This is a genomic window from Paraburkholderia sp. 40 (assembly GCF_050434105.1).
Classification (GTDB): Bacteria; Pseudomonadota; Gammaproteobacteria; order Burkholderiales; family Burkholderiaceae; genus Paraburkholderia; species Paraburkholderia tuberum.
In genome coordinates this window covers 101,843-123,059 of the sequence record NZ_JBNPVY010000003.1, presented here as the reverse complement: position 1 = coordinate 123,059, position 21,217 = coordinate 101,843, and the positions used below count along the sequence as shown (strand labels likewise).

The following is a 21,217-nucleotide window of genomic DNA, read 5'->3' as shown; positions in this document are numbered from 1 at the left end:
TTTTATTACTTCGTCGCCCACAGGTTCTTCTGGGTCGCGTCCGGACCAACTTGCGCCGGATCGCTCACGTCACCCGTCTGGAACTTCTGCGTGTAGCCGGCCGGAATCACGTAGGCGTGGTTCATCGGACGAACCGCGTCGTAGTGCGTGTCGGCGCTGCCGGCGTACTCAGGCAGGTTGGCGATGTTCTGCGCAATGTACGACTCCGTGTACTTCGAACGGTTGGCGTACGAGGTCGGAACAGCCGGGTCGGCCAGCTGGAACATGTCCTGCACCGTGCGCACGAACGAGAAGTGGCTGTACGTATCGCTGTCGGCGACGCCCTTCGGCGCGGCGCCCACGTCTTGCTGGTTGGTCATCAGGACGAAGATCGAGTTGCCATGGCCCTTGTTGCCGTTGCCGTACTTCGCCTGAACCGGAGCCCAGCTGCCGTCCGCGTTCTGCATCTGCGTAGCCTTGCCACCCACGTCCCAGCCGCAGCACGAGCTGCCGGCACCGTTGGACGTGCCATTGCCTTCGTCGAACATGACCACGATGGCAACGTTGCGCTGCTTGTTCTGCCACAGCGGCGATGCCTTGATCTTCTGCACCACGGCGTTGGTGTAGTAGTCGGCGCGGGTCAGCAGCGCATGAGCCGGAACGGTACCCGAGGCGGTCGTGCTGTCCTTACAGGTGCCGTCGCTGCCGGCGCCGTGCAGGTCATCACACTGGTCAGGCATGATGAAGTTCAGCGTACCGACGTCGCCCTTGGCCAGGTCGGTGCTGAACTGGTCGACGTTGTAGCCGGTCGGAACCTTGTAGAGCGTGGTGTTGGTCAGGTCGGCCGCGTTCGTGTAGTACTGGGTACCGAAGATCGTGCGGTTGTTCGCGAAGAACTCCGGCAGGCTACGCACGTTCTGATAGGCCATGCCCGGATGGTGCTTGGTCTTGTAGAGCGAACCGGGCATGGCGAACGGCGTGCCCGTCACGGTGATGCTACCGTCGGTCTGGTTGTAGGCCTGCGATACACCCGTGTCACCGAGGCTGTCGGCGCGCGGATCCTGACCCGGGTTCAAGGATTCGCTGTAGGTACGCCACGTCAGGCCCGCACTCGAAATCTGCGTGAACAGGTTCGGCGCGTTCATGATGTTGTGGTTGGCGACGGAACCGGTGCCGTCCGTCGAGCACGTCTGGTTGGTGGCCGCCGTGTAATTGGACAGCAGCGATCCAACGGCCACGGTGGCGCCGCCGGCGGTGGTACCGATGATCGGGTCGTTCGGCGTCAGCGCGACGTGGGACGGCAGGGGCTGGCCGTCGGAAGCCGTGCCGCCGGCGAAAGCCTTGTCCGTCGGAGCGTTGGCGCCGGCGGCGGCGCAACCCCACCAGTTGTCGTCGCCGATACCGAAGTCGTCGGCGCCGCCCAGGGCGGTGTAGTTCGGCTCGGACGGGTTGCCGGTCGCGAAGTAGGTCGAGAAGTAGTTGCCGTTGGTGATCATCGAGTTGACCGCCGGCATGTACGCCGAACCCTTGATGCGGTTCGTGCTGCTGTTCTCCAGCATGATCACGAAGACGTTGTCGTAACGCGGAATCGCTTCGACGTTGAACGCAGCCTGCTGGGCTTGTGCGAAGCTGATCGCCTTGCGCGTATCCGTCGGGATGGTTTCGCCAGCGGTGATGCCGGAAACGCCGGTCAGGGTGGGGTCGCCACCGGCAACGGCCAGCGCATCGGGGTACTTGTCGCCACGATCGAGCTTCGCGGTGGCGTACGTGTAGCGGTTCGTCAGTGCGTTTTCTTCGAACAGCACCGCGTACTGCTCGGCGCCGGACAGGGTGTTGGCGTCGGCCAGGACGTCGCCGGCGGAAACCGTCACGGAGGCGTTGTTGAATGCCGGGCCGGACAGACGGGTCGACAGATTAGCCTTCTCGGTCGCGTACTTGCTGCCGTTGGCTTCGACGAGGCGCTGCACTTCGCTCGACATCGGGCTGATCACGACTTTGGTGGCGCCCTGGTCGGCGATCTGGTCGGCCGAAGCACGCAGGATCAGGTGGCTGGCGACCTTGGCGGCCGATGCCGTGTTGATGGCCGAGGTCGTGATGTCAGCGACGAGCGGACCCGTGGTGGTCGTGGTCAACGAGAAATGGCCGTTGCTGTCGGTCTTCGCGGAGGCTTCGCCGCTGTCGAGCACACCGTTGCCATTGGCATCGACGAACACGGTGGCACCAGAGTAGTAGCCGGCCTTCAAGGTTGGGTTGCCGCTCGAGCTGCCCGGGACGAAGGCGGCTGCGGCGACCACGCCCGAGTACGTCGTGCCGGCGGTCGTGCCACCGTTGTTGTTGCTGGCAGAGGGGCTATCCGAATTTCCGCCACAAGCTGCGAGCACGCAGGCAGCGGCAACGGACGTTAGACAAAGCGCTGGGCGCATTTTGTGATGCGATGACATTTGGGGACCCTTTGTTAGTTGTATCGGCAACCGCTTGTGTGGGGCAAGACTTAGTAAAACGAGCGAATAATATGAAGGGTTTGTGTAAGGCGTATGTCTGCTAACGATAAGGATTGGAGCGTGAACCTGGCTTGGTTCTGATCACATCTTTTCGAACAGCCGCAATGCACGGGCAAGCAACGAAGACGAAAATAAAGCTGAGAACCAACCGTCGTAGTTGTTGCGGGTGCAGCGAAAATGCTCTCAATTCCCCGCTACTGTTGAAAAACACTCGGAATGCTTCGCGTGTGCGGTGCAGCATCCGAGGGTGTTGCGGTTTGGACTGGACGCCCCGCAGGAAGAGGGACGACAAGCTCCTTGAGCGTCGATCGTCTATTTGTAGCCGGGAAGCGACGTGATGTACGTTCCACCGCTATTCGAGTACCGGGTGGTGGCGCATGCGCCGCGTCGGTGGGTCTGATGCGAGCACTGGTGGGGCGAGGCTGAAGAAGCGAGATGACGGGACCGCTATCCGGCGGTGGCTGGGTGCTTTGCCACGGCCTGCTAGAAGTCGCTGCAGGCGGCCCGCGTATGGGGAGTAGTCTCGCAATAAGAGTAACGCAATGGAATACTTCGTTTACCAACGATGACTTACGTTATCGGCGAGTACAAGTAAGCCAAATACCAGCGCCGATAACGAGGACGCGCTGCTTGCATGACGAATCACTCGCTCGTCGAATCGACCGGCAATTGCGAGTCGCTCTCTCGCACGGGACGCTGCACGGCGCGAACGAGCCCGCTGCTGCCGCCTCCGCAGAAGAACAGATCCGCGCCGTTCGATTCGAGTCCGGAAATGCCCGCGCCGGCCGGCATCTCGACGCGCTCGAGCACCTCGCCGCTGCGCGGATCGAGATGCCGCAGCTCGCTCTCGTCACCTTCCCACGTGCCATGCCATAGCTCGCCGTCGACCCACGTGATCCCGGTCACGAAGCGATTCGACTCGATCGTGCGCAGCACCGCGCCAGTGTCCGGATCGACCTGATAGATTTTTCGTTCGGGATACTGACCGACCCATAGCGAACCTTCGGCCCATGTCAGCCCCGACTGGCCGCCGTCGCCGGGCGCCGCGATCGTCGACAGCACGCGGCCGCTCTGCGGGTCGATCTTCTGGATGCGGCCGTGCGCGATCTGGAACAGGTGTTCGCCGTCGAAGGCCGTGCCCGCGTCGGCGGGCACCGCGATCGAGCGCAGCGTCTCGCCGCTCGCCGGATCGAACGCGTCGAGCCGTTCGCCGGTCGCGATCCACACCAGTCGGCCGTCGTAGGTGACGCCATGCACTTTATCGACGCCCGTAAAGGGCCCATATTCACGGACGATTCTGGCGGCAGAGCGGTTCATGGTGGCCATCCTAATCATGAAGGAAACGGGGAAGGGAGTAACAAAGCCGTCGCGAATCCGGCCAGGGGCGGCGTCATCCAGCGGCGCGCGCGCCCCTCGCCCACTGGCTGCACCTTGCCGGCCGCGGCGAGCGAGTCGAGTGAGCGCTGCACGGTGCGCTGACTCGCACCGAGCACGAGGGCAAGCGCGGAACTCGACCACGCTTCGCCATCCGACAGAAACGCGAGCAGCGCCGCATGCTCGCCTTCGACCGGCGGCGCCAGCACGACGACCTCGCGGGCGTGACGCGGCGCGAGCGCGAAGCCGCGCGTCGTCGCGCTGACGCTCGCGAGCGTGCCGAGCGCCGTGCGCAGCCGGCCGATCTCGACGCGCAGCCGCGCGCGATGCGATTCGTCAGCGCGTTTGGCGCGGAACGCCCGTGCGACGAGCGCGTCGCGCGGCACGTCGTCGGGCCATGCCTCGCCGAGCATGCGGGCGAGCGCAAACAGCACCGGTCGGCTCGCGAGCGCAACCGCCGCGTTCGCATCGCGGATCGCGTAGCGGCAAGCGTCGACGATCAACGCGCCGCCAGCGCGATTCGAGGTCAATAGCTTCTCGACTTCATCGAGCGGGATCGGTTCTTCTTCGCCATGCGCGATCATGCGCGCCGCCGGTTTGCCCAGTGCCACCGATGCGCTTTCGACTTCCGCGATCAACGCCGGAATGCCGGCCTCGCGTGCCGCGCGTCCGGCCCGCGCCAGCGCGGCACGGGCGGCGCCGCTGCGCAAACGCCGCAGCGCGACTCCCGCGACGACCAGTTCATGCGCGGCACGCAGTGCGGGCGGAAACGGCCGGGGATCGAGCGCGGCAAGCTTGCGCTCCGCTTCGTCGAGACGGCCGATCAGCAGCAGACGCCGCGCCGCGAGATACCGCGCATGCGCGGCATTGACGCGATCGCCGTACGCGTCGAGCGTGGCGGTCGCAGCGTCGAGTGTTTTGACGGGCCATGCGAGATCGCGCGACGCCAGCGCGATCTCCGCTTCGGCGACCACGCATCTCGCGCGCGCCACCGCATGCTGCGCGCCGAACGCGCGCGCGGCGTCGCGCACCAACGCCTTGGCGCGCCCGAAATCGCCGAGCTGCGCCATCGCGATGCCGCGCAGCGCGAGCGCCGGCGCGTCGTCGCGCAACGCGACGCGGTCGAGCGCGCCAAGCGGATCGCCGGCCGCGAGCGCGCGCGCCGCCGCGGAAATCAGCGCGTCCACGGCGTGCGAGTCCGCGAGTAGCACGTCAATGCATCAAGCGAATCCCGCCACACTTGTCACTCCCACCCGATCGATGCCCGGCCCTAATCTAACACGACCAACAACCGTCACCGACGCCGTCGGGCAAGGGCTCGCGCGGCGCGGCACGACTCACGGAGGTACCCACGATGACTACGCATCCGATCGGAACACGCGAACAGTGGCTCGCCGCGCGACGCGCGCTGCTCGACGCGGAAAAAGCCCACACGCGACACGGCGACGAGCTCGCACGGCAACGCCAGGCGCTGCCGTGGGTCAGGGTCGACAAGGCCTACCGCTTCGATACCGACCAAGGCAGCGCGTCGCTCGCCGATCTGTTCAAAGGACGTTCGCAGCTGCTCGTCTACCACTTCATGTTCGGCCCCGACTACAAGGCGGGCTGCCCATCGTGCTCGTCGATCGCGGACGGCTTCGCCGGCTTCGCCGTGCATCTCGCGCATCACGACGTGATGCTGACGGCGGTGTCGCGCGCGCCGCTCGACAAGCTGCAGACGTACAAGCGGCGCATGGGCTGGACGTTTCCATGGGCCTCGTCGGCAAGCGGCGATTTCAATTTCGACTTCAACGTCTCGTTCACCGAGGCACAGCAGCGCGATGGCGATATCGAGTACAACTACGCACGCAACAGTCACGCGATGGACGTGAGTCCGGCGCCCGAACCGGTCGCGCAGTTCGCGGCGACCTGCGGCACCGACGCGGCCACCTATTCGCGCGACCGGCCAGGCATGAGCGCGTTCGTGCTCGAAGACGACGTCGTCTATCACACGTACTCGACTTACGCGCGCGGTGTCGATGCGCTGTGGGGCATATACCAGTGGCTCGATCGCGCGCCGAAGGGGCGCAACGAGACGGGCATCTGGTGGCGCCGTCACGACGAGTACGAGCGGTCATGAGTCCGCTCGTGCGCGCTGTTTGCACGAGCGGGCAGCGCCTTGCCACACGGCGCGCGGCGCGCTCATCGCAGCGCGTGTTCGTCGGCGTCTGCGTGCTGATATTCGCCGCGAGCGTCGCGGCGACACTGGCCCACGGCGCGTCGATGTCGGCGATGGGCGCGTTGCCGATGCCCGGCGGCTGGTCGATGTCGACGCTGTGGATGCCGACCTGCGGGCGCACGTGGGCCCGCGCCGCGGCATCGTTCATCGGCATGTGGATCGTGATGATGGCGGCGATGATGCTGCCGTCGTTGATGCCGACGCTGCTGCGCTATCGCGACGCGATCGGCTCGCGCGCAAGTGCGGAGCGACTGGCCCTGCTGACGATGCTCGTGAGTGGCGCGTATGCGGTCGTATGGACGGCGCTCGGCGCGGCCGTGTTTGCACTGGGCGCGTCGCTCGCGGCGCTCGAGTTGCGGTGGCCAGCGCTCGCGCGTTCGATGCCGCTGGCGGTCAGCGTGGTCGTATTGCTCGCGGGCGCGTTGCAGTTCAGCACATGGAAAGCCCGCCGCCTCGCCTGCAGCCGCACGACGCCCAGCCTTCCCGCCGATGCGCCGAGCGCGTGGAGATACGGTCTGCGCATCGGCATCGATTGCGCCGGTTGCTGCGGGGGTCTCACGGCAATTCTGCTGGTCGTCGGCATGACGGATTTGCGCTTGATGGCCGCCGTGACGGCCGCCATTACGGCCGAGCGACTTGCGCCGGACGGCGCACTCGTCGCCCGGGCGAGCGGCGCCATAGCCGTCGCCGGCGCGGGCTTGCTGCTCATCAAGGCCATATCAGCCGGCTGACTCATGCGCGCCAGCTGTCGCGGATCGCTTCGCAAATCGACGCTCGATGGCCTTGCTGTCTCATTATTGTTTTGGTTTCGGAAACAGTGATTTCAGAAATTAGGTATTTACCCTACTTTCCGCTCCCCCTAGACTGTCATCACTGCTGCAAACAAATGGTTTCGCAGCCTAGAAAGACAAAACCTGGAGGTAATAAAAATGAAATCGCTCGTTCAAGCTGTCGTTATCGCCGCTACCCTCGCTGCTCCGGTTGCCGTTTTCGCTCAATCGAACCAGCCGCTGACCCGCGCGCAAGTCCGTGAAGAGCTGGCTCAGATCGAAAAAGCCGGCTACAACCCGGCACGTTCGAACCCGAACGAATATCCGTCGAACATTCAGGCTGCCGAAGCCCGAGTCGCGGCGCAAAACGCCGCGGTCGGCGGCGTGACCAGCGGTTCGTCGCAGCAAGGTCACGCAGCGCAGTAAGGCGTTGCAGGTTGGAAAGTTGCTGTTGATGTAGCTGTACCTGCCGGAGCGCTCGGCTTGGCGCTCTCGCAGCTTCCCCTACTGGCCCGCCATCGCGACTGAATGCGATGGCGGGCCAGTTCCGTTTTGGGGAGCTCTGTTGTTAGTTCTGCGTCAGACCGCGCCCGGGTTGATATACGCGGTCTTCACCGACGTATAGAACTCGCGGGCGTAGGCGCCCTGCTCGCGCGGACCGTAGCTCGACCCCTTCCGCCCGCCAAACGGCACGTGATAATCGACCCCCGCCGTCGCGGTGTTGACCATCACCATGCCGGCCTGAACATGGCGGCGGAAATGACTCGCGTACTTCAGCGATGTCGTGCAGATGCCGGCCGACAACCCGAACTCGGTGTCGTTGGCAACTGCGAGCGCTTCCTGGTAGTCCTTGACCTTGATGACCGACGCCACCGGCCCGAACACCTCTTCACGGTTGATGCGCATAGCCGGGGTCGTCTCCGTGACCAGCGCCGGCGCGAAGAAATAGCCGCGCGTCGAGCCTTCGACGCGCTCGCCGCCGAACACCGTGCCGCCCTCTTCGCGCGCGATCGCCAGATAGCGCTCGTCCTGTGCCAACTGCTTGTCGTCGACGACCGGGCCGATGTGCGTGCCGTCCGCGAGCGCATCGCCGACCTTCAGCGCGCGCATGCGCGCCTTCATGCCGTCGATGAAGCGGTCATAGATCCCCGCGGTCACGATCAGCCGGCTCGATGCCGTGCAACGCTGGCCCGTCGAGTAGAACGCGCCGTTGATGCACGCTTCGATCGCGACATTGAGATCGGCGTCGTCGAGCACGACCATCGGGTTCTTGCCGCCCATTTCCAGCTGGAATTTCTTGCCCGAATCGAAGCACTTCGCGCCGATCGCGCGGCCCGTCGAAACGGAACCGGTGAAGCTGATCGCATCGACATCCGGCGACGACACGAGCGCCTCGCCAACCACCGAACCGCGCCCCATCACGAGGTTGATCACCCCCGCCGGCGCGCCCGCCTCGGCGATGATCTTGACCAGCTCCCACGTGCTGCCCGGCACCAGATCGGCCGGCTTGATCACGACCGTGTTGCCGTACGCAAGCGCCGGCGCGATCTTCCACGCCGGAATCGCAATCGGAAAATTCCACGGCGTAATCAGGCCGACCACGCCAACCGGCTCACGCGTCATTTCGACCGTCATGCCCGGCCGCACCGACGGCATCACTTCGCCGCCGACGCGCAGCGCTTCGCCCGCGAAGAACTTGAAGATCTGCCCGGCGCGGCCCACTTCGCCGATCGCCTCGGGCAGCGTCTTGCCCTCTTCACGCGCGAGCACGTTGCCGAGCTCCACCTTGCGCGCGAGGATCGCGCTGCCCGCCTGGTCGAGCACGTCGAAGCGCTGCTGCGGCGTGGACAACGACCATTGCGCGAAGGCCTTGCGTGCGGCGCTGATCGCGCGATGCGTCTGCTCGGCGTCGGCTTGCGCGAATTCGCCGATCACGTCGTCGAGATTCGACGGATTGACGTTGCGCGACACGCTCGCGCCGTCGACCCACTGTCCGTCGATGTAGTTTGCGAACTGACTCATGTCCTGATTCTCCTTTCGAAAATTGCAACGACAATCCGGTTATTCAGCAACGAGCAGGCCACGGGCGGCGAGATTGCTATAGAGCGCGCGCACGCCGAACGTCCACGGCTCGATTTCGGTGGACAGGCGCACCGTGTTGGTCAGCGCCCCGAGCTGCGGCGTCGAAATCGTCACGCGATCGCCGAGGTGGTGGGTGAAGCCGCCGCCGGGCGCGTCGCGGTCCTTGATCGGCGAGAACATTGTGCCGAGGAACAGCATGAAGCCGTCCGGGTACTGGTGGTGACGGCCGCAGGTCTGCGCGACGAGGTCGGCCGGGTCGCGGCTGATCTCGCTCATGTGGCTCACGCCGTCGAGCACGAAGTCGTCGTCGGCGCCTTCGACGCGCAGCGACACGCTCGCGCTGCGTACCGAGTCGAGCGAGAAGGTGTCGTCGAACAGCCGCACGAACGGACCGATCGCGCACGAGCCGTTGTTGTCCTTGCACTTGCCGAGCAACAGCGCCGAGCGGCCTTCGATGTCGCGCAGGTTCACGTCGTTGCCGAGCGTCGCGCCGACGATGCTGCCGCGGCTATTCACCGCGAGCACGATCTCCGGCTCCGGGTTGTTCCACACCGACGCGGCGAGCAGACCGACGTCCGCGCCGAAGCCGACTGCCGACATCGGCTGCGATTTCGAAAATACTTCGGCGTCCGGACCGATGCCGACTTCCATGTATTGCGACCACGCATCGCGTCGCTCGAGCTCGGCCTTCAGCTTCATCGCCGCTTCCGATCCCGGCTTGATCTTCGACAGATCGGTGCCGATCGTCGACGCGATCGTCTCGCGCACTTCCCTCGCCTTCGCCGGATCGCCGCCGGCCTGCTCCTCGATCACGCGCTCGATCAGACTCACCGCGAACGTGACGCCGCAGGCCTTGATCGCCTGCACGTCGCACGGCGCGAGCACGCGCGCGGCCGGTGCGCTCGCGCCCGGCAGATTCGCCTCGATCAGCTGCGCGACCGGCCCGAGCGGCACGCCCGGCGCGCTGCGCGCAAATTGCGCGGCATCGTCGCGCTCGAACAGGTCGGCGGTAGTCGGCACGGCCGCGGTGATGTCGAACACCTCGCCGCCGCGCACGACGACCACGCACGGTCCTTCATGCTGCTCGGTCTTGCGCCACACGCGGCCGATCAGCAGTGCGTCGTTCAGATCGCCGGGAAGAAAGCTGGAGGGGGAAGTTGCGGACATGGGATGGGCTCTTTCGGATAAGTGGGAAAACGGCCAACGCCGGGCGTCGCGTTGCGTGCGAAGCCCGGCCTTGTCACCTGCAGGTCAATGCGAATGCCGTGGGTTGCCGCGCTCGGCAATCACCTTCAGATACAGCGTCGCCGGTTCGAGGCAGCCGCCGGTCGAAAGCTGGCCGACCGTCTTGCGATACAGCTCCTGCCACGGCGTTTGCGCGGGCGGAATCTCGAAGTGCACGGTTTCGCGACGTCGCGCGAGTTCCGCTTCGTCGACCAGCACTTTGACGCTGCGCGAATTCAGATCGACGCGGATGCGGTCGTTCGTGCGCAACAGCGCAAGGCCGCCGCCCACCGCCGCTTCCGGCGACATGTTCAGAATCGACGGGCTCGCCGACGTGCCGCTCTGACGGCCGTCGCCGAGCGTCGGCAGCGACGTGATGCCCTGGCGCACGAGCGCCGCCGGCGGCGCCATGTTGACGACCTCGGCGCTGCCCGGATAGCCGACCGTGCCCGTGCCGCGAATCACGAGGATGCAATGCTCGTCGATTTCAAGCGACGGGTCGTTGATGCGCGCGTGATAGTCCTCGGGGCCGTCGAACACGATGGCGCGTGCTTCGAAGCTGTTTTCCGCACCGGGCTCGCTCAGGTAGGTCTTGCGGAACGCATCGCCGACCACCGACATCTTCATGATCGCGCTGTCGAAGAAGTTGCCGGACAGCACCATGAAGCCCGCGCCGTGCTTCAGCGGATCGTCGGTCGTCTTGATGACCTCGCGATCCGGCGCGGGTGCGGCGGCCGCGATTTCGCCCATCGTGCGGCCCGACACGGTCAGGCAATCCTCGTGCACGAGGCCGCCTTTCGCGAGCTCGCGCATCACGGCCGGTACGCCGCCCGCGCGATGGAAGCTCTCGCCGAGATATTCGCCGGCGGGCATGCAGTTGACGATCAGCGGCACCTGCTCGCCGACGCGCTGCCAGTCTTCGAGACTCAGCTCGACGCCCATGTGCCGCGCAATCGCGATCAGATGCGGCGGGCAATTGGTCGACGCGCCGAGCGCCGATGCGACGACGATCGCGTTTTCGAACGCTTCTTTCGTCATGATCTTCGACGGCCGCAGGTCCTCGCGCACGAGGTCGACGATGCGCTTGCCGGTCGCGTAGGCCATCTGGCCGCGCTCGCGGTAAGCGGCCGGAATGCTCGCGCAGCCGGGCAGCGACATGCCGAGCGCTTCGGCGAGGCTGTTCATCGACAGCGCGGTGCCCATCGTGTTGCAGTGACCGATCGACGGCGACGACGCGGTAGTCAGCTCCATGAAGCCTTCGTAGTCGATCTCGCCGGCCGCCAGCAGATTGCGTGCATGCCAGATCACGGTGCCCGACCCGACGCGCTTGCCGTCGTGCCAGCCGTCGAGCATGGGACCGCCGGACAGCACGATCGCTGGCATATCGACGGTGGCCGCCGCCATCAGGCACGCGGGCGTGGTCTTGTCGCAGCCGGTGGTCAGCACCACGCCGTCGAGCGGGAAGCCGTGCAGGATTTCGACGAGGCCCAGATACGCGAGATTGCGATCGAGCGCTGCGGTCGGCCGGCGGCTCTGCTCGGCGAGCGGATGCACCGGAAACTCCATTGGAATGCCGCCCGCGTCGCGAATACCAGCCTTCGTGCGCGCCGCGAGCTCGATGTGATGCCGGTTGCACGGCGCGAGATCGCTGCCGGTCTGCGCGATGCCGATGATCGGCCGGCCCGACTGCAGCTCTTCGCGCGTCAGACCGTAGTTCATGAAACGCTCGACGTACAGCGCCGTCATATCCGCATGCGAGGGATCGTCGAACCATTCCTGGCTGCGCAGCCGGCGCGGGGTGGATGCTGACATGATGCTTGTCTCTCTGTCTGGGTGAGGGTTTCTTATGCGTGCTCCGCGTGTTTCTGTGCCCGCGCTGTCTCGCGGCCGGGGCCGCTGCCTTCATTCGAGGCGGCCCGCGTCAGCATCGTGCGCGGCACGAGCAGGATCAGCACGCAACTGACCAGCAGACACGCACCGAGTGCGTAAGTGCCGTTGTTGATGTCGCCGGTCAAATCTTTCGCCACGGCGGTGATCATCGAACCAGTAAAGCCGGACAGATTGCCGATCGCGTTGATCATCGCGATGCCGGCCGCGGCCGCGGCGCCCGACAGCAGCTGTCCCGGGAACGTCCAGTAAATCGGCATCAGCGCAAGGATGCCGGCGGTGGCGATCGTCAGAAACGTGATCGCCCACACCACATGATGCGCCAAAGCCGCGCTCATGATCAGAGCGATTCCGCCGATCAGCGCCGGAATCGCCGCATGCAGGCGCCGCTCGCCGGTTTTCTTCGAATGCGCGGCGTTCGCGAGCGTCGCGACGATCGCCACGCCGTACGGAATCGCGGTCAGCAGGCCGATATGCAGCGGATCCTGCACGCCGGTCGCCTTGATGATCGACGGCAGCCAGAACGCGAGGCCGTAGAAGCCGGTATTGAACGTGAGCAAAATCGCGATCAGCAGCCAGACGCGCGGATCGCGCACCGCCGAGCCGAAGCGCGCTGTCTTATGCGCGCTTTCGCGCTGCAGATTCGCCGCGAGCAGGCTCTTCTCCTGCGGCGTGAGCCAGCGCGCGCGGTCAATGCCGTCGTCGAGCGAGAAGTACACCACGAACGCGGTCAGCAGCGACGGCACGCCTTCGATCAGCAGCATCCATTGCCAGCCCTGATAGCCGAGCAGGCCGGCCGTATGGTTCATCAGCCAGCCCGACACGACGCCGCCGAGCATCAGGCTGACCGGCATTGCGATCAGAAAGCCTGACATCACGCGACTTTGGCGCTGCGACGGAAACCAGAAGTTCAGGTACAGAATCACGCCGGGGAAGAAGCCGGCCTCGCAGAGCCCGAGCAGGAAGCGCAGGATGTAGAACATCGTCGCGGTTTCGACGTGCGCGACGCGCGCGAGCGGCGCGACGAACGCGAGCGCCATCGACACGAGCCCCCACGTGAACATGATCCGCGCGATCCAGAAGCGCGCACCGTAGCGATGCAGGAACACGTTGCTGGGCACTTCGAAGATGAAATAGCCCCAGAAGAACACGCTCGCGCCGATCGCGTACATCGTGTCGGACAGGCCGAGATCGTCGAGCATCTGCAACTTCGCGAAGCCGACGTTCACGCGATCCAGATACGCAACCACATAGCACAGCAACAGTACCGGCAGCAGCCGGCGCACGACCTTGCGATAGGTCCTTTCCTCGAACTCGTCGACGCGCGCGGCGGGCGCGGCGATTGCGGACGGCACAGCGGTCATTCGTATCTCCATCAGCCTGTTTTTCGTGGGAAATGCCGTTGCTTCGCCGCTCGTGCGATTCGAGCCGACGAACCTCGCCGATAAGTTACCGGTAACATTTCTGGCTGTGGATGTTACGCCCGGCTTACCATCCGGGCAACCAAGGGATATCCCTGATCTGTTTAATTAAGGGTAGTTCGAGGTGTTCGCGGCTTGCGAATTCAGCGTCGCGCCGCTGATGCTCGCAGCGTGTCCTCTACGCGCTATCGCGTGCAATCACCGTGAAATCGATCTTCACCGCTTTCCTGCGATGCACCTCGCCCGCTTCGCGATCGGCGAGCGCCGCAAGCAGCGTTTCGCCAGCGCGCAGGCCGATGCCGTACGCGTCGACCGACACCGTCGTGATGCTCGGCTGACAGCACCACGACACCTCGAAGTTGCCGAACCCGGCGACCGCGATGTCGCCCGGCACCGACAGCCCGCGCCGGTGACACTCCATGATCGCGCCGAACGCCGACATGTCGCTCACGCACATCACGGCCTCGATATCGGGCCACGTGTCGAGCAATGCGCCGATCGCCGGTGCGCCGTGGCTCATCGTGATCGGCGAATCGCCGAGCCGGATCACGCGCGGCTCGCCGAGGCCGAGCGCCTTGATTTCGGCGACGTAGCCGCGCATCCGGTCGTGCCCGCGCCGGTCGCGCTCGCTGGCACCCGCGATGAAGCCGATCCGCCGATAACCGCGCTCGTGCAGATGCCGGACCATCGCGCGCGCCGCCGCCGAGTTCGAAAAGCCGACGACCGTATCGATTGGATCGCTGGGCAGATCCCACATTTCGACGACCGGAATACCGGCGCGCTGCAACAGCATGCGCGTCGCCTCGGTGTGCCGGCCGCCCGTCAACGCGACGCAGCGCGGCTGGTGGCGCAGCATCGAGCGCACCAGCAGTTCTTCCTGTTCCAGACGGTAGTCCGTGTCGCCGAGCAGCAGTTGCAGACCGTGCGGGCCCAGCACGGCATTCAGTCCGCGCACGGTGTCGGAGAAGTTCGAGCTGGACAGCGACGGCACCAGCACCGCGACGAACGCCGAGCGTCCCGACGACAGCGCGCCCGCCGCCGCATCGGCGACGTAGCCGAGTTCGTCGATGACCTTCTGCACGCGTTCGCGAGTCGCCTGCGACACGTTGCGGCCGGCGAGCACGCGCGACACGGTCATCTTCGAGACGCCCGCGCGTTCGGCAACATCGGACATGCGGGGCGGGACTGGCGGCCTGGACGTCATGATAGGTATCGGGGCGAATGCGCGAAAGTCATGGAACGCACATGATAGCGGGCCGCTCCTTGCGGAGCGACCAGGCAACGTCAGGGTTGCGTTTTGCGGCTTGTCCTGTCGCTGTGTTGTTGTCGTCTAGCGCTCGAAGCCCACCGTGCAGCGCGCCTGAGCCTGCCCCGCCACCGGCGCGCGGAACGAGAACAGCCCGCCCGCCTGCGGTTGATGCTGGCGCTCGACCGCCGTCAGTCCCTTCCATGCGGTGGACACATAGACGGTTTGCAGATCGTCGCCGCCGAACGCGAGCTTCGTCACGTTCGCGCACGGCAACGGCACCTGATCGACCAGCTCGCCCGCCGGCGAGTAACGCTCGATCCGCCAGCCGCCGAACAGCGCGATCCACACGAAGCCGTCGGCATCGACTGCCATGCCGTCGGGATGGCCGTCGCCGGAGATCGCGGCGAAGATGCGCTTGCCCGACAGCGTGCCGTCCGCGGCGACGTCGAAGGCATAAACCACCCGCCGCATCGTGTCGTTGTGATACAGCGTGCGGCCGTCCGGGCTCATCGCCGGGCCGTTCGTGATCACGTAGTCGTCGTCCTGCGCGATTGCCGCGCCTTGCTCGTTCACGCGATACAGCGTGCCGCTCGGCGCCTCTTCCGCATCGTCCATCGAGCCGAACCACAGGCGTCCCCGTGCATCGACGAAACCGTCGTTGAGGCGGTTGCCCGGCAGATGCGGTTCGACGTCGGCGAGATTGCTGAACTCGCCGCTCGCCGGATCGAAGCGATGCAAGCCGGATGGCAGCCCGCATACGAACGTGCCGTCCGCGAGCGGCGCCAGAAAACCGGGCTGGTCGGGCGCCTGCCACGTCCGCTGCTCGCCGGTCGCGACCGACAGCCGATGAATCCAGCGCCCCTTGATATCGACGAAATACACCGCGTTTTCGGCGGCCTGCCATAGCGGCCCTTCGGCCAGCTCGGCGCCGACCGCCCATACGCACACAGGAACCGGCATGCTCATTCTCCGTACCACCCTGCGTCGACGAAGTAATCGCGGCCGGAGCAGCGTGACGCGTCGTCGGAGGCGAGGAACAGCGCCATACGCGCGACGTGCTCGGGCTCGATGCGCAGTTGCAGACACTGACTCGCGACGACCTTCGCTTCGCTTTCCGCCGATTGCCACAGCTGCATCTGCCGGGGCGTCTTCACCGCCCCGGGGATGATGCAATTCACGCGGATGCCCGCGCTGCCCAGATCACGCGCGAGACCACGCGTGAGCCCTTCGATGCCGGCCTTGGCGGTCATATAGATCGCCAGGTTCGGCAGCGCGACATGCCACGACACCGAGCCCAGATTCAGGATCACGCCGCGCCCCGCGCGACGCATACCGTTCGCGGCGGCCTGAGCGCAGAAGAACTGGTGGCGCAGATTCACCGCGATACGATCGTCCCAGTAGCTCGCGGTAAGCTCGCCGATTTCGTGCCGGTCGTCGTTGCCGGCGTTGTTGACGAGAACGTCGATCGGGCCGGCCGCATCGACGATTTCGTTGAAGGTGTGTTCGATCGCGTCGACATTTTTCAGGTCGCAGCGGCGGAACAGCGGCGGATGCTTCGCGTGGCGAAGCGTTTCCTGCAGCGCGAGCGAATCGTGCTCGGCGACGTCGAGGAAGAACACGCGCGCGCCTTGCTGCGCGAAGGCCTCGACGGTCGCGGCGCCGATCCCGCTGCCGCCGCCGGTCACGACGATGGTTTTGTCCGACAGACTTGGATAGGTTGCATACGACATCAGATTTTCCACTTGTTACGAGTAGGACCACACACAGGACGGCGCTCGCCGCCCTGACCCGCCGCTTAGGCCACGATCTCGACCTCGCTCAGCATGCGCCAGTTGCGTTCGAGCGTTCTCGTCGCGGAGCCCGCGACGGCGACCGTGCCGCTCAGATGAATGTCGCGGCTCGAGCTGCCGACCAGCAGATCGAAGTCACCGGGCTCGACGATACGCTCGCCGCACGCGTCGGTGAAGTTCAGCATGTCGACCGGCAGTTTCACGCGCACACGCGCCGACGCACCGGCCGCGAGCGGCACGCGTGCAAACGCCTTCAGCTCGCGGACCGGCCGCGCGACCGACGCGTGCCGGTCGCGCGCGTAGATCTGCACGATCTCGGTGCCGTCGCGCGCGCCGATATTGTCGACCGCGAAGCTCAACTCGATCGTACCGTTTTCGATCGGCACTTCGCTGTGCGCGAGCGCGAGATCGCCGTAACGGAACTGCGTATAGCCCAGACCGAAACCGAACGGATAGCGGCAGCCGAAATGGTATGCAATCGGCGTTCCCGCGCTCTTCAGACGATGGTTATACACGTACGGCACGGCGCCCGCGCTCTTCGGCACCGACAACGGCAGACGGCCACTGAAATTGGCGCGGCCCACCAGCAGATCGGCGAGCGCCTCGGCGCCACGCTCGCCCGGCGCGAACGCCATGATCTGCGCGGCGATGCGGTCTTCGAGGCCGCCGAGATTGTACGGACGGCCGCCCGTCATCACGACGACCGTCGGCGTGCCGCTGTCGACCACCGCCTGCAGCAACGCCTGCTGTACGCCAGGCAGGTCGAGGCTGTCGGTATCGGACCCTTCGCCGACCGTGCCGGACTGGAACAGGCCCGCCAGATCGCCGACGAACACCAGCGCGACGCCCGCTTGCCGCGCGGCTTCGACCGCGGCCGCGATGCCGTCGGTGTCCTTGCTGATCAGCTCGTCGCAATGCGCGTCGCCGGTCAGATCGAGCGACACGTCGCCCGGAAACACCGGCGCGCCCGCGCGGCGCTCCTTGATGATGTCGCAACCCTGCGCGTGAATTACGCGCTCGTCGCCGAGCAGCGCGCGCAGCGAACGCAGCGGCGTCGCGATCGAAGCAGTGGACTGCTCGCCGCTGTTGATCAGGTGCACCGGGAAGCTGTAGCCAGCGAGCAGCGCGAGCGGATCGTCGGCGGTCGGGCCGATCACCGCGATCTTTTCGGAGCCGTGCGCGTCGAGCGGCAGCACGTCGCCTTGATTGTGCAGCAGCACCGCCGATTCGAGCGCGACCTGATACGCGGTATCGCCCGCGGTCGCGCTTTTCACGTCGACGCGTTCGGGATCGACGTACGGATTCTCGAACAGGCCGAGCTGGAATTTCACGCGCAGCACGCGCGAGACGGCGGTGTCGATCGTCGCTTCGCTGATTTCGTTGCGCTCGAGCGCTTCCTTCAGATGCACCGCGCACTCGTGACCCGGCAGCTCGACGTCGAGGCCGGAGTTGAACGCGAGGGCTGCGGCCGACGCGCTGTCGCGCGCCACGGCATGATGGCTGAACAGCAGGTCGACGCCCGCGTAATCGGCGACGACGAGACCGTCGAAGCCCCATTTCTCTCGCAGCGTGTCGTGCAGCAGCGCGCGATCGCCATGACAGGGTACGCCGTCGACGTCGTGATAGGCGGGCATCACCGAACCCGCGTTCGCGAGCTTCACGGCCATTTCGAAAGGCAGCATGAACACGTCGTTGAGCTCACGCGGACCGACATGCACCGGCGCATGATTGCGGCCGCCTTCGCTCGCCGAATGACCGACAAAATGCTTGAGCGTCGCGAGCAGATCGCGCTGTTCGCCCTGCAGGCCCTTCACGTAATGACACGCGAGCACGCCAACCAGATAGGGGTCTTCGCCGAGCGTCTCCTCGGTGCGGCCCCAACGCGGGTCGCGCGACACGTCGAGCACCGGCGCGAGCCCCTGATGACAGCCGATCGAGCGTGCCTGCTCGCCGATGATCGTGCCCACTTCGCCGACCAGTTGCGGATTCCACGTCGCCGCATAGTTCAACGGCGACGGGAACAGCGTCGCGTCCTTGATCATGAGCCCGACGAGGCATTCCTCGTGTGACATCACCGGAATGCCGAGGCGCGTGTCTTCGACCATCTTGCGCTGCAGCTCGTTGAGCGCGCGTACGCCTTCTTTCGGATCGACCGTATGCGTGCCGAGCGGACGCGTGATCTGGCCGAGGCCATGCTGCAGGATCTCGTCGACCGTGATCTGGTTGGCGCTCTGCGCGAAATCGATGCTACGCGCCTTGTGATTGCCATCGGCCGACAGCTTCAGCCACGCGGCGTGAAGCTGCGCAATCTTTTCGTCGAGTGTCATGCGCGCGAGCAGATCGGCCACGCGCTCTTCCACGGCTGCCGCTGGATTGCGGTAGAGCTGGACCTCACTTTGGCGAAGCAACATCGAAAACTCCTTTTTTTATCCTGGTGTACGAAGCGCATGAAGCGCCGACAAATCCGTTGTTCCTGACAAGCGTGCGGCATGGCGTTGCTTCGGCCCGGATGCCATTCCCTTCTATTTCAGATACCTTTCCGCACTTCGCAGTCCTGCTAATCGATCGAACGCAGCCGCAACTCGTATTCGCCGTGTTTGATCGACTACGGGTCATTCGTTTGGCTCTAGCGACACGATGCGGTGGAACCGCGCCTGCTCGCGTCGTGCGAGTACCGCGATCGCAAGCGGATCAGTGCAGACGCGGCAGCGCGAAATCCTTGTCGTCGAACACGTGGCACGCGTGCGGTGCGAACGCCAGTTCGACGCGTTCGTCGTGCGTCACGCCACCGTCGCCGGGCAGCTTGGCGATCATCGCGTTGCCGTCGCGCACGCCACCGTCCACATGCACGTAGCTGTGCTCGCCCATCCGTTCGACCAGGCGCACGGCGCAGCGGATTGTCTGCACGCCGGCCTGCGCCGATGGCAGGGCGAGGTGCTCCGGCCGGATGCCGAGCGTGACCTGCGAACCGGCGCGCTGCCTGCGGCCGTCGACCTCGGCGCGCACGCGCTCGCCCGTGGTCAGCTCGACCTGAATGCCCTTGTCGTCGACCGCGAGCACCGTGGCCGGCATGAAGTTCATCTTCGGCGAACCGATGAAGCCTGCGACGAAGCGGCTCTTCGGCCGGTGGTACAGATCGAGCGGCGCGCCGATCTGCGCGATGCTGCCGTGTTTTTCCATGTCCGCGCCGGCGTGCAGCAGCACGATCTTGTCGGCGAGCGCCATCGCTTCGATCTGGTCGTGGGTGACGTACACCGCGCTCGCGCGGTTGAACTCGCGATGCAAACGGGCGATTTCGGTACGCGTCTGCACGCGCAGCGCGGCGTCGAGATTCGACAGCGGCTCGTCGAACAGGAACACGCCCGGCTCGCGCACGATTGCGCGCCCGATCGCCACGCGCTGGCGCTGGCCGCCGGACAGCGCGGCGGGGCGGCGTTCGAGGTAGCTGTCGAGTTGCAGCGCGGCAGCGGCGCTGCGCACCTTCCTGTCGATGGTGGCCTTATCGACCTTCGCCTGACGCAGGCCGAATGCCATGTTCTCGTACACGCTCATATGCGGATAGAGCGCATAGTTCTGGAACACCATCGCGACCTGGCGCTTCGCGGGTTCGACGTTGTTCATCAGTTGACCGTCGATGCGCAGTTCGCCGTCGGTGATCGATTCGAGACCGGCGATCATGCGCAGCAGCGTGGACTTGCCGCAGCCCGACGGCCCGAGGAACACGCAGAATTCGTCCTTGCCGACTTCGAGGTTGGCGTCGCGGATCACCGAGTTACCGCTCGTATAGGACTTCTGTATGTTAGTGAGAGAGATGCTTGCCATATCGTTTATGCGAAGTTCGGTGTGCGGGCCACTTTGGCCCACACGATTCGAGGTGAGGTGCGATGCGGATCAGCCCTTGAGCGAGCCGGCCATCATCCCCTTGATCACGCGCTCCTGACCGAACGCGTAGGCAACGATCAGCGGCAACGACGTGAGAACGAGGACAGACAGCATCGAGGGTATGTTCGACGCGTATTGCCCCATGAAGTCCCAAATCGCGAGCGGCAGCGTACGGTGTTCGGCCGTCGACGTGAGCATGTACGCGAAGATGAACTCGTTCCACAGACCAATGCCGTTGAAGATCGTCACGGTGGCGAGCCCCGGTGCCGAAAGCGGGAAGAAAATACGCCAGAAGATGCGGAACGGACTGCAGCCGTCGAGCTGCGCCGCTTCTTCGAGCTCGCGCGGAATCTGGCGCATGAACTCGGTCAGGATGAAGATCGACACCGGCAGACTGAGGGCCACATAAGGGCCGAGCAGCGCGAACGCGGTGTCGTAAAGGCCGAGGTTGCGCGTGAGCAGATAGATCGGCACGAGCGTCGCATGCAGCGGCACGATCATGCCGGCGACCACCAGACCGAACAGCGTCTTGTTCAGCGAGAAGCGCAAGCGCGCAAACACGTAGGCCGCCATCGCACTGATGATGACGATCAGCAGCACCGACACGCCCACCGTGAACACGCTGTTACGGAAATAAGTGAAAAACGGCCCCTGCAGCACAGCCGCGTAGTTACCCCAATACAGGTGGCTCGGCGGCGCCCACACTGACGTCGCGAAGGTCTCTTCCTGGCTCTTGAAACTCGATGCGACCATGAAGAGAAACGGAATCGTCGTGACGGCCAGCCAGATCAGTGCCAGCAGAGGAACCCCCACGCGGGGGAAGCGTAGTTTCTTGTTCAT

The 21,217-nt window shown here is 65.3% G+C and carries 16 protein-coding genes; 3 read left to right on the top strand and 13 right to left on the bottom strand.

The window, feature by feature from the left end:
- Window positions 1-5: 5 nt before the first annotated feature.
- The 3 genes from OKW28_RS15940 to OKW28_RS15930 all read right to left on the bottom strand — a co-directional run bounded on the left by OKW28_RS15940 (window position 6) and on the right by OKW28_RS15930 (window position 5,041).
- On the bottom strand, window positions 6-2,420 hold the full coding sequence (locus tag OKW28_RS15940; RefSeq protein ID WP_429447170.1) for an alkaline phosphatase family protein: 2,415 nt from the start codon (window positions 2,418-2,420) through the stop codon (window positions 6-8).
- A gap of 702 nt (window positions 2,421-3,122) precedes the next feature.
- Window positions 3,123-3,797 carry a glutamine cyclotransferase gene (locus OKW28_RS15935; RefSeq protein ID WP_429447168.1) on the bottom strand — a complete coding sequence of 225 codons (675 nt, stop codon included), beginning with the start codon at window positions 3,795-3,797 and terminating at the stop codon, window positions 3,123-3,125.
- 14 nt (window positions 3,798-3,811) lie between these two features.
- Window positions 3,812-5,041 (bottom strand): helix-turn-helix domain-containing protein, encoded by a 1,230-nt coding sequence (locus tag OKW28_RS15930; protein ID WP_429447166.1) that lies wholly within the window; start codon window positions 5,039-5,041, stop codon window positions 3,812-3,814.
- A gap of 167 nt (window positions 5,042-5,208) precedes the next feature.
- On the opposite strand from OKW28_RS15930, the gene OKW28_RS15925 reads away from it, so the two are divergent.
- The 3 genes from OKW28_RS15925 to OKW28_RS15915 all read left to right on the top strand — a co-directional run bounded on the left by OKW28_RS15925 (window position 5,209) and on the right by OKW28_RS15915 (window position 7,268).
- A complete protein-coding gene (locus tag OKW28_RS15925; RefSeq protein ID WP_429447164.1) occupies window positions 5,209-5,973 on the top strand; it encodes a DUF899 domain-containing protein in 765 nt (254 codons plus the stop codon).
- Window positions 5,970-6,803, top strand: a complete 834-nt coding sequence (locus tag OKW28_RS15920; RefSeq protein ID WP_429447162.1) for a DUF2182 domain-containing protein — start codon at window positions 5,970-5,972, stop codon at window positions 6,801-6,803. The genes OKW28_RS15925 and OKW28_RS15920 overlap by 4 nt, the downstream gene beginning before the upstream one ends.
- Before the next feature lie 198 nt (window positions 6,804-7,001).
- The gene (locus tag OKW28_RS15915) at window positions 7,002-7,268 is read left to right on the top strand and encodes a DUF4148 domain-containing protein (protein WP_090810603.1); all 267 of its coding nucleotides are present in this window, start codon (window positions 7,002-7,004) and stop codon (window positions 7,266-7,268) included.
- A 153-nt stretch (window positions 7,269-7,421) separates the two neighbouring features.
- Here OKW28_RS15915 and OKW28_RS15910 read toward each other — a convergent pair whose 3' ends face one another.
- From OKW28_RS15910 to OKW28_RS15865, 10 genes are all read right to left on the bottom strand, one after another.
- Complete coding sequence (locus OKW28_RS15910; protein ID WP_429447160.1) at window positions 7,422-8,864, bottom strand: aldehyde dehydrogenase family protein; 1,443 nt, start codon at window positions 8,862-8,864, stop codon at window positions 7,422-7,424.
- Window positions 8,865-8,903: 39 nt separating this feature from the next.
- A complete protein-coding gene (locus OKW28_RS15905; RefSeq protein ID WP_429447158.1) occupies window positions 8,904-10,091 on the bottom strand; it encodes a fumarylacetoacetate hydrolase family protein in 1,188 nt (395 codons plus the stop codon).
- Window positions 10,092-10,175: 84 nt separating this feature from the next.
- On the bottom strand, window positions 10,176-11,960 hold the full coding sequence (locus OKW28_RS15900; RefSeq protein ID WP_184023534.1) for an IlvD/Edd family dehydratase: 1,785 nt from the start codon (window positions 11,958-11,960) through the stop codon (window positions 10,176-10,178).
- Window positions 11,961-11,992: 32 nt separating this feature from the next.
- Window positions 11,993-13,399 carry an MFS transporter gene (locus OKW28_RS15895; protein ID WP_429447156.1) on the bottom strand — a complete coding sequence of 469 codons (1,407 nt, stop codon included), beginning with the start codon at window positions 13,397-13,399 and terminating at the stop codon, window positions 11,993-11,995.
- Between the two features lie 235 nt (window positions 13,400-13,634).
- Window positions 13,635-14,630, bottom strand: coding sequence for a LacI family DNA-binding transcriptional regulator (locus OKW28_RS15890; RefSeq protein WP_429447154.1), 996 nt, complete (start codon window positions 14,628-14,630; stop codon window positions 13,635-13,637).
- 156 nt (window positions 14,631-14,786) lie between these two features.
- A complete protein-coding gene (locus tag OKW28_RS15885; RefSeq protein ID WP_429447152.1) occupies window positions 14,787-15,671 on the bottom strand; it encodes an SMP-30/gluconolactonase/LRE family protein in 885 nt (294 codons plus the stop codon).
- Window positions 15,668-16,435 (bottom strand): SDR family NAD(P)-dependent oxidoreductase, encoded by a 768-nt coding sequence (locus OKW28_RS15880; protein WP_429447150.1) that lies wholly within the window; start codon window positions 16,433-16,435, stop codon window positions 15,668-15,670. The genes OKW28_RS15885 and OKW28_RS15880 overlap by 4 nt, the downstream gene beginning before the upstream one ends.
- A 65-nt stretch (window positions 16,436-16,500) precedes the next feature.
- On the bottom strand, window positions 16,501-18,906 hold the full coding sequence (locus OKW28_RS15875; protein WP_429447148.1) for a glycoside hydrolase family 3 N-terminal domain-containing protein: 2,406 nt from the start codon (window positions 18,904-18,906) through the stop codon (window positions 16,501-16,503).
- Window positions 18,907-19,186: 280 nt separating this feature from the next.
- Window positions 19,187-20,317 carry an ABC transporter ATP-binding protein gene (locus tag OKW28_RS15870; protein ID WP_429447146.1) on the bottom strand — a complete coding sequence of 377 codons (1,131 nt, stop codon included), beginning with the start codon at window positions 20,315-20,317 and terminating at the stop codon, window positions 19,187-19,189.
- A 69-nt stretch (window positions 20,318-20,386) separates the two neighbouring features.
- Entirely contained in the window at window positions 20,387-21,217 is an 831-nt protein-coding gene (locus tag OKW28_RS15865; protein ID WP_184023548.1) for a carbohydrate ABC transporter permease, read from the bottom strand.

Excerpts from the sequence above, each read along its gene's own strand:
- OKW28_RS15880 (WP_429447150.1), bottom strand. The coding sequence starts at position 16,435 with ATGTCGTATGCAACCTATCCAAGTCTGTCGGACAAAACCATCGTCGTG.
- OKW28_RS15925 (WP_429447164.1), top strand. The coding sequence starts at position 5,209 with ATGACTACGCATCCGATCGGAACACGCGAACAGTGGCTCGCCGCGCGA.
- OKW28_RS15875 (WP_429447148.1), bottom strand. The coding sequence starts at position 18,906 with ATGTTGCTTCGCCAAAGTGAGGTCCAGCTCTACCGCAATCCAGCGGCA.
- OKW28_RS15905 (WP_429447158.1), bottom strand. The coding sequence starts at position 10,091 with ATGTCCGCAACTTCCCCCTCCAGCTTTCTTCCCGGCGATCTGAACGAC.
- OKW28_RS15915 (WP_090810603.1), top strand. The coding sequence starts at position 7,002 with ATGAAATCGCTCGTTCAAGCTGTCGTTATCGCCGCTACCCTCGCTGCT.
- OKW28_RS15910 (WP_429447160.1), bottom strand. The coding sequence starts at position 8,864 with ATGAGTCAGTTCGCAAACTACATCGACGGACAGTGGGTCGACGGCGCG.
- OKW28_RS15920 (WP_429447162.1), top strand. The coding sequence starts at position 5,970 with ATGAGTCCGCTCGTGCGCGCTGTTTGCACGAGCGGGCAGCGCCTTGCC.
- OKW28_RS15900 (WP_184023534.1), bottom strand. The coding sequence starts at position 11,960 with ATGTCAGCATCCACCCCGCGCCGGCTGCGCAGCCAGGAATGGTTCGAC.
- OKW28_RS15890 (WP_429447154.1), bottom strand. The coding sequence starts at position 14,630 with ATGTCCGATGTTGCCGAACGCGCGGGCGTCTCGAAGATGACCGTGTCG.
- OKW28_RS15895 (WP_429447156.1), bottom strand. The coding sequence starts at position 13,399 with ATGACCGCTGTGCCGTCCGCAATCGCCGCGCCCGCCGCGCGCGTCGAC.
- OKW28_RS15870 (WP_429447146.1), bottom strand. The coding sequence starts at position 20,317 with ATGGCAAGCATCTCTCTCACTAACATACAGAAGTCCTATACGAGCGGT.
- OKW28_RS15885 (WP_429447152.1), bottom strand. The coding sequence starts at position 15,671 with ATGAGCATGCCGGTTCCTGTGTGCGTATGGGCGGTCGGCGCCGAGCTG.
- OKW28_RS15935 (WP_429447168.1), bottom strand. The coding sequence starts at position 3,797 with ATGAACCGCTCTGCCGCCAGAATCGTCCGTGAATATGGGCCCTTTACG.
- OKW28_RS15940 (WP_429447170.1), bottom strand. The coding sequence starts at position 2,420 with ATGTCATCGCATCACAAAATGCGCCCAGCGCTTTGTCTAACGTCCGTT.
- OKW28_RS15865 (WP_184023548.1), bottom strand. The coding sequence starts at position 21,217 with ATGAACAAGAAACTACGCTTCCCCCGCGTGGGGGTTCCTCTGCTGGCA.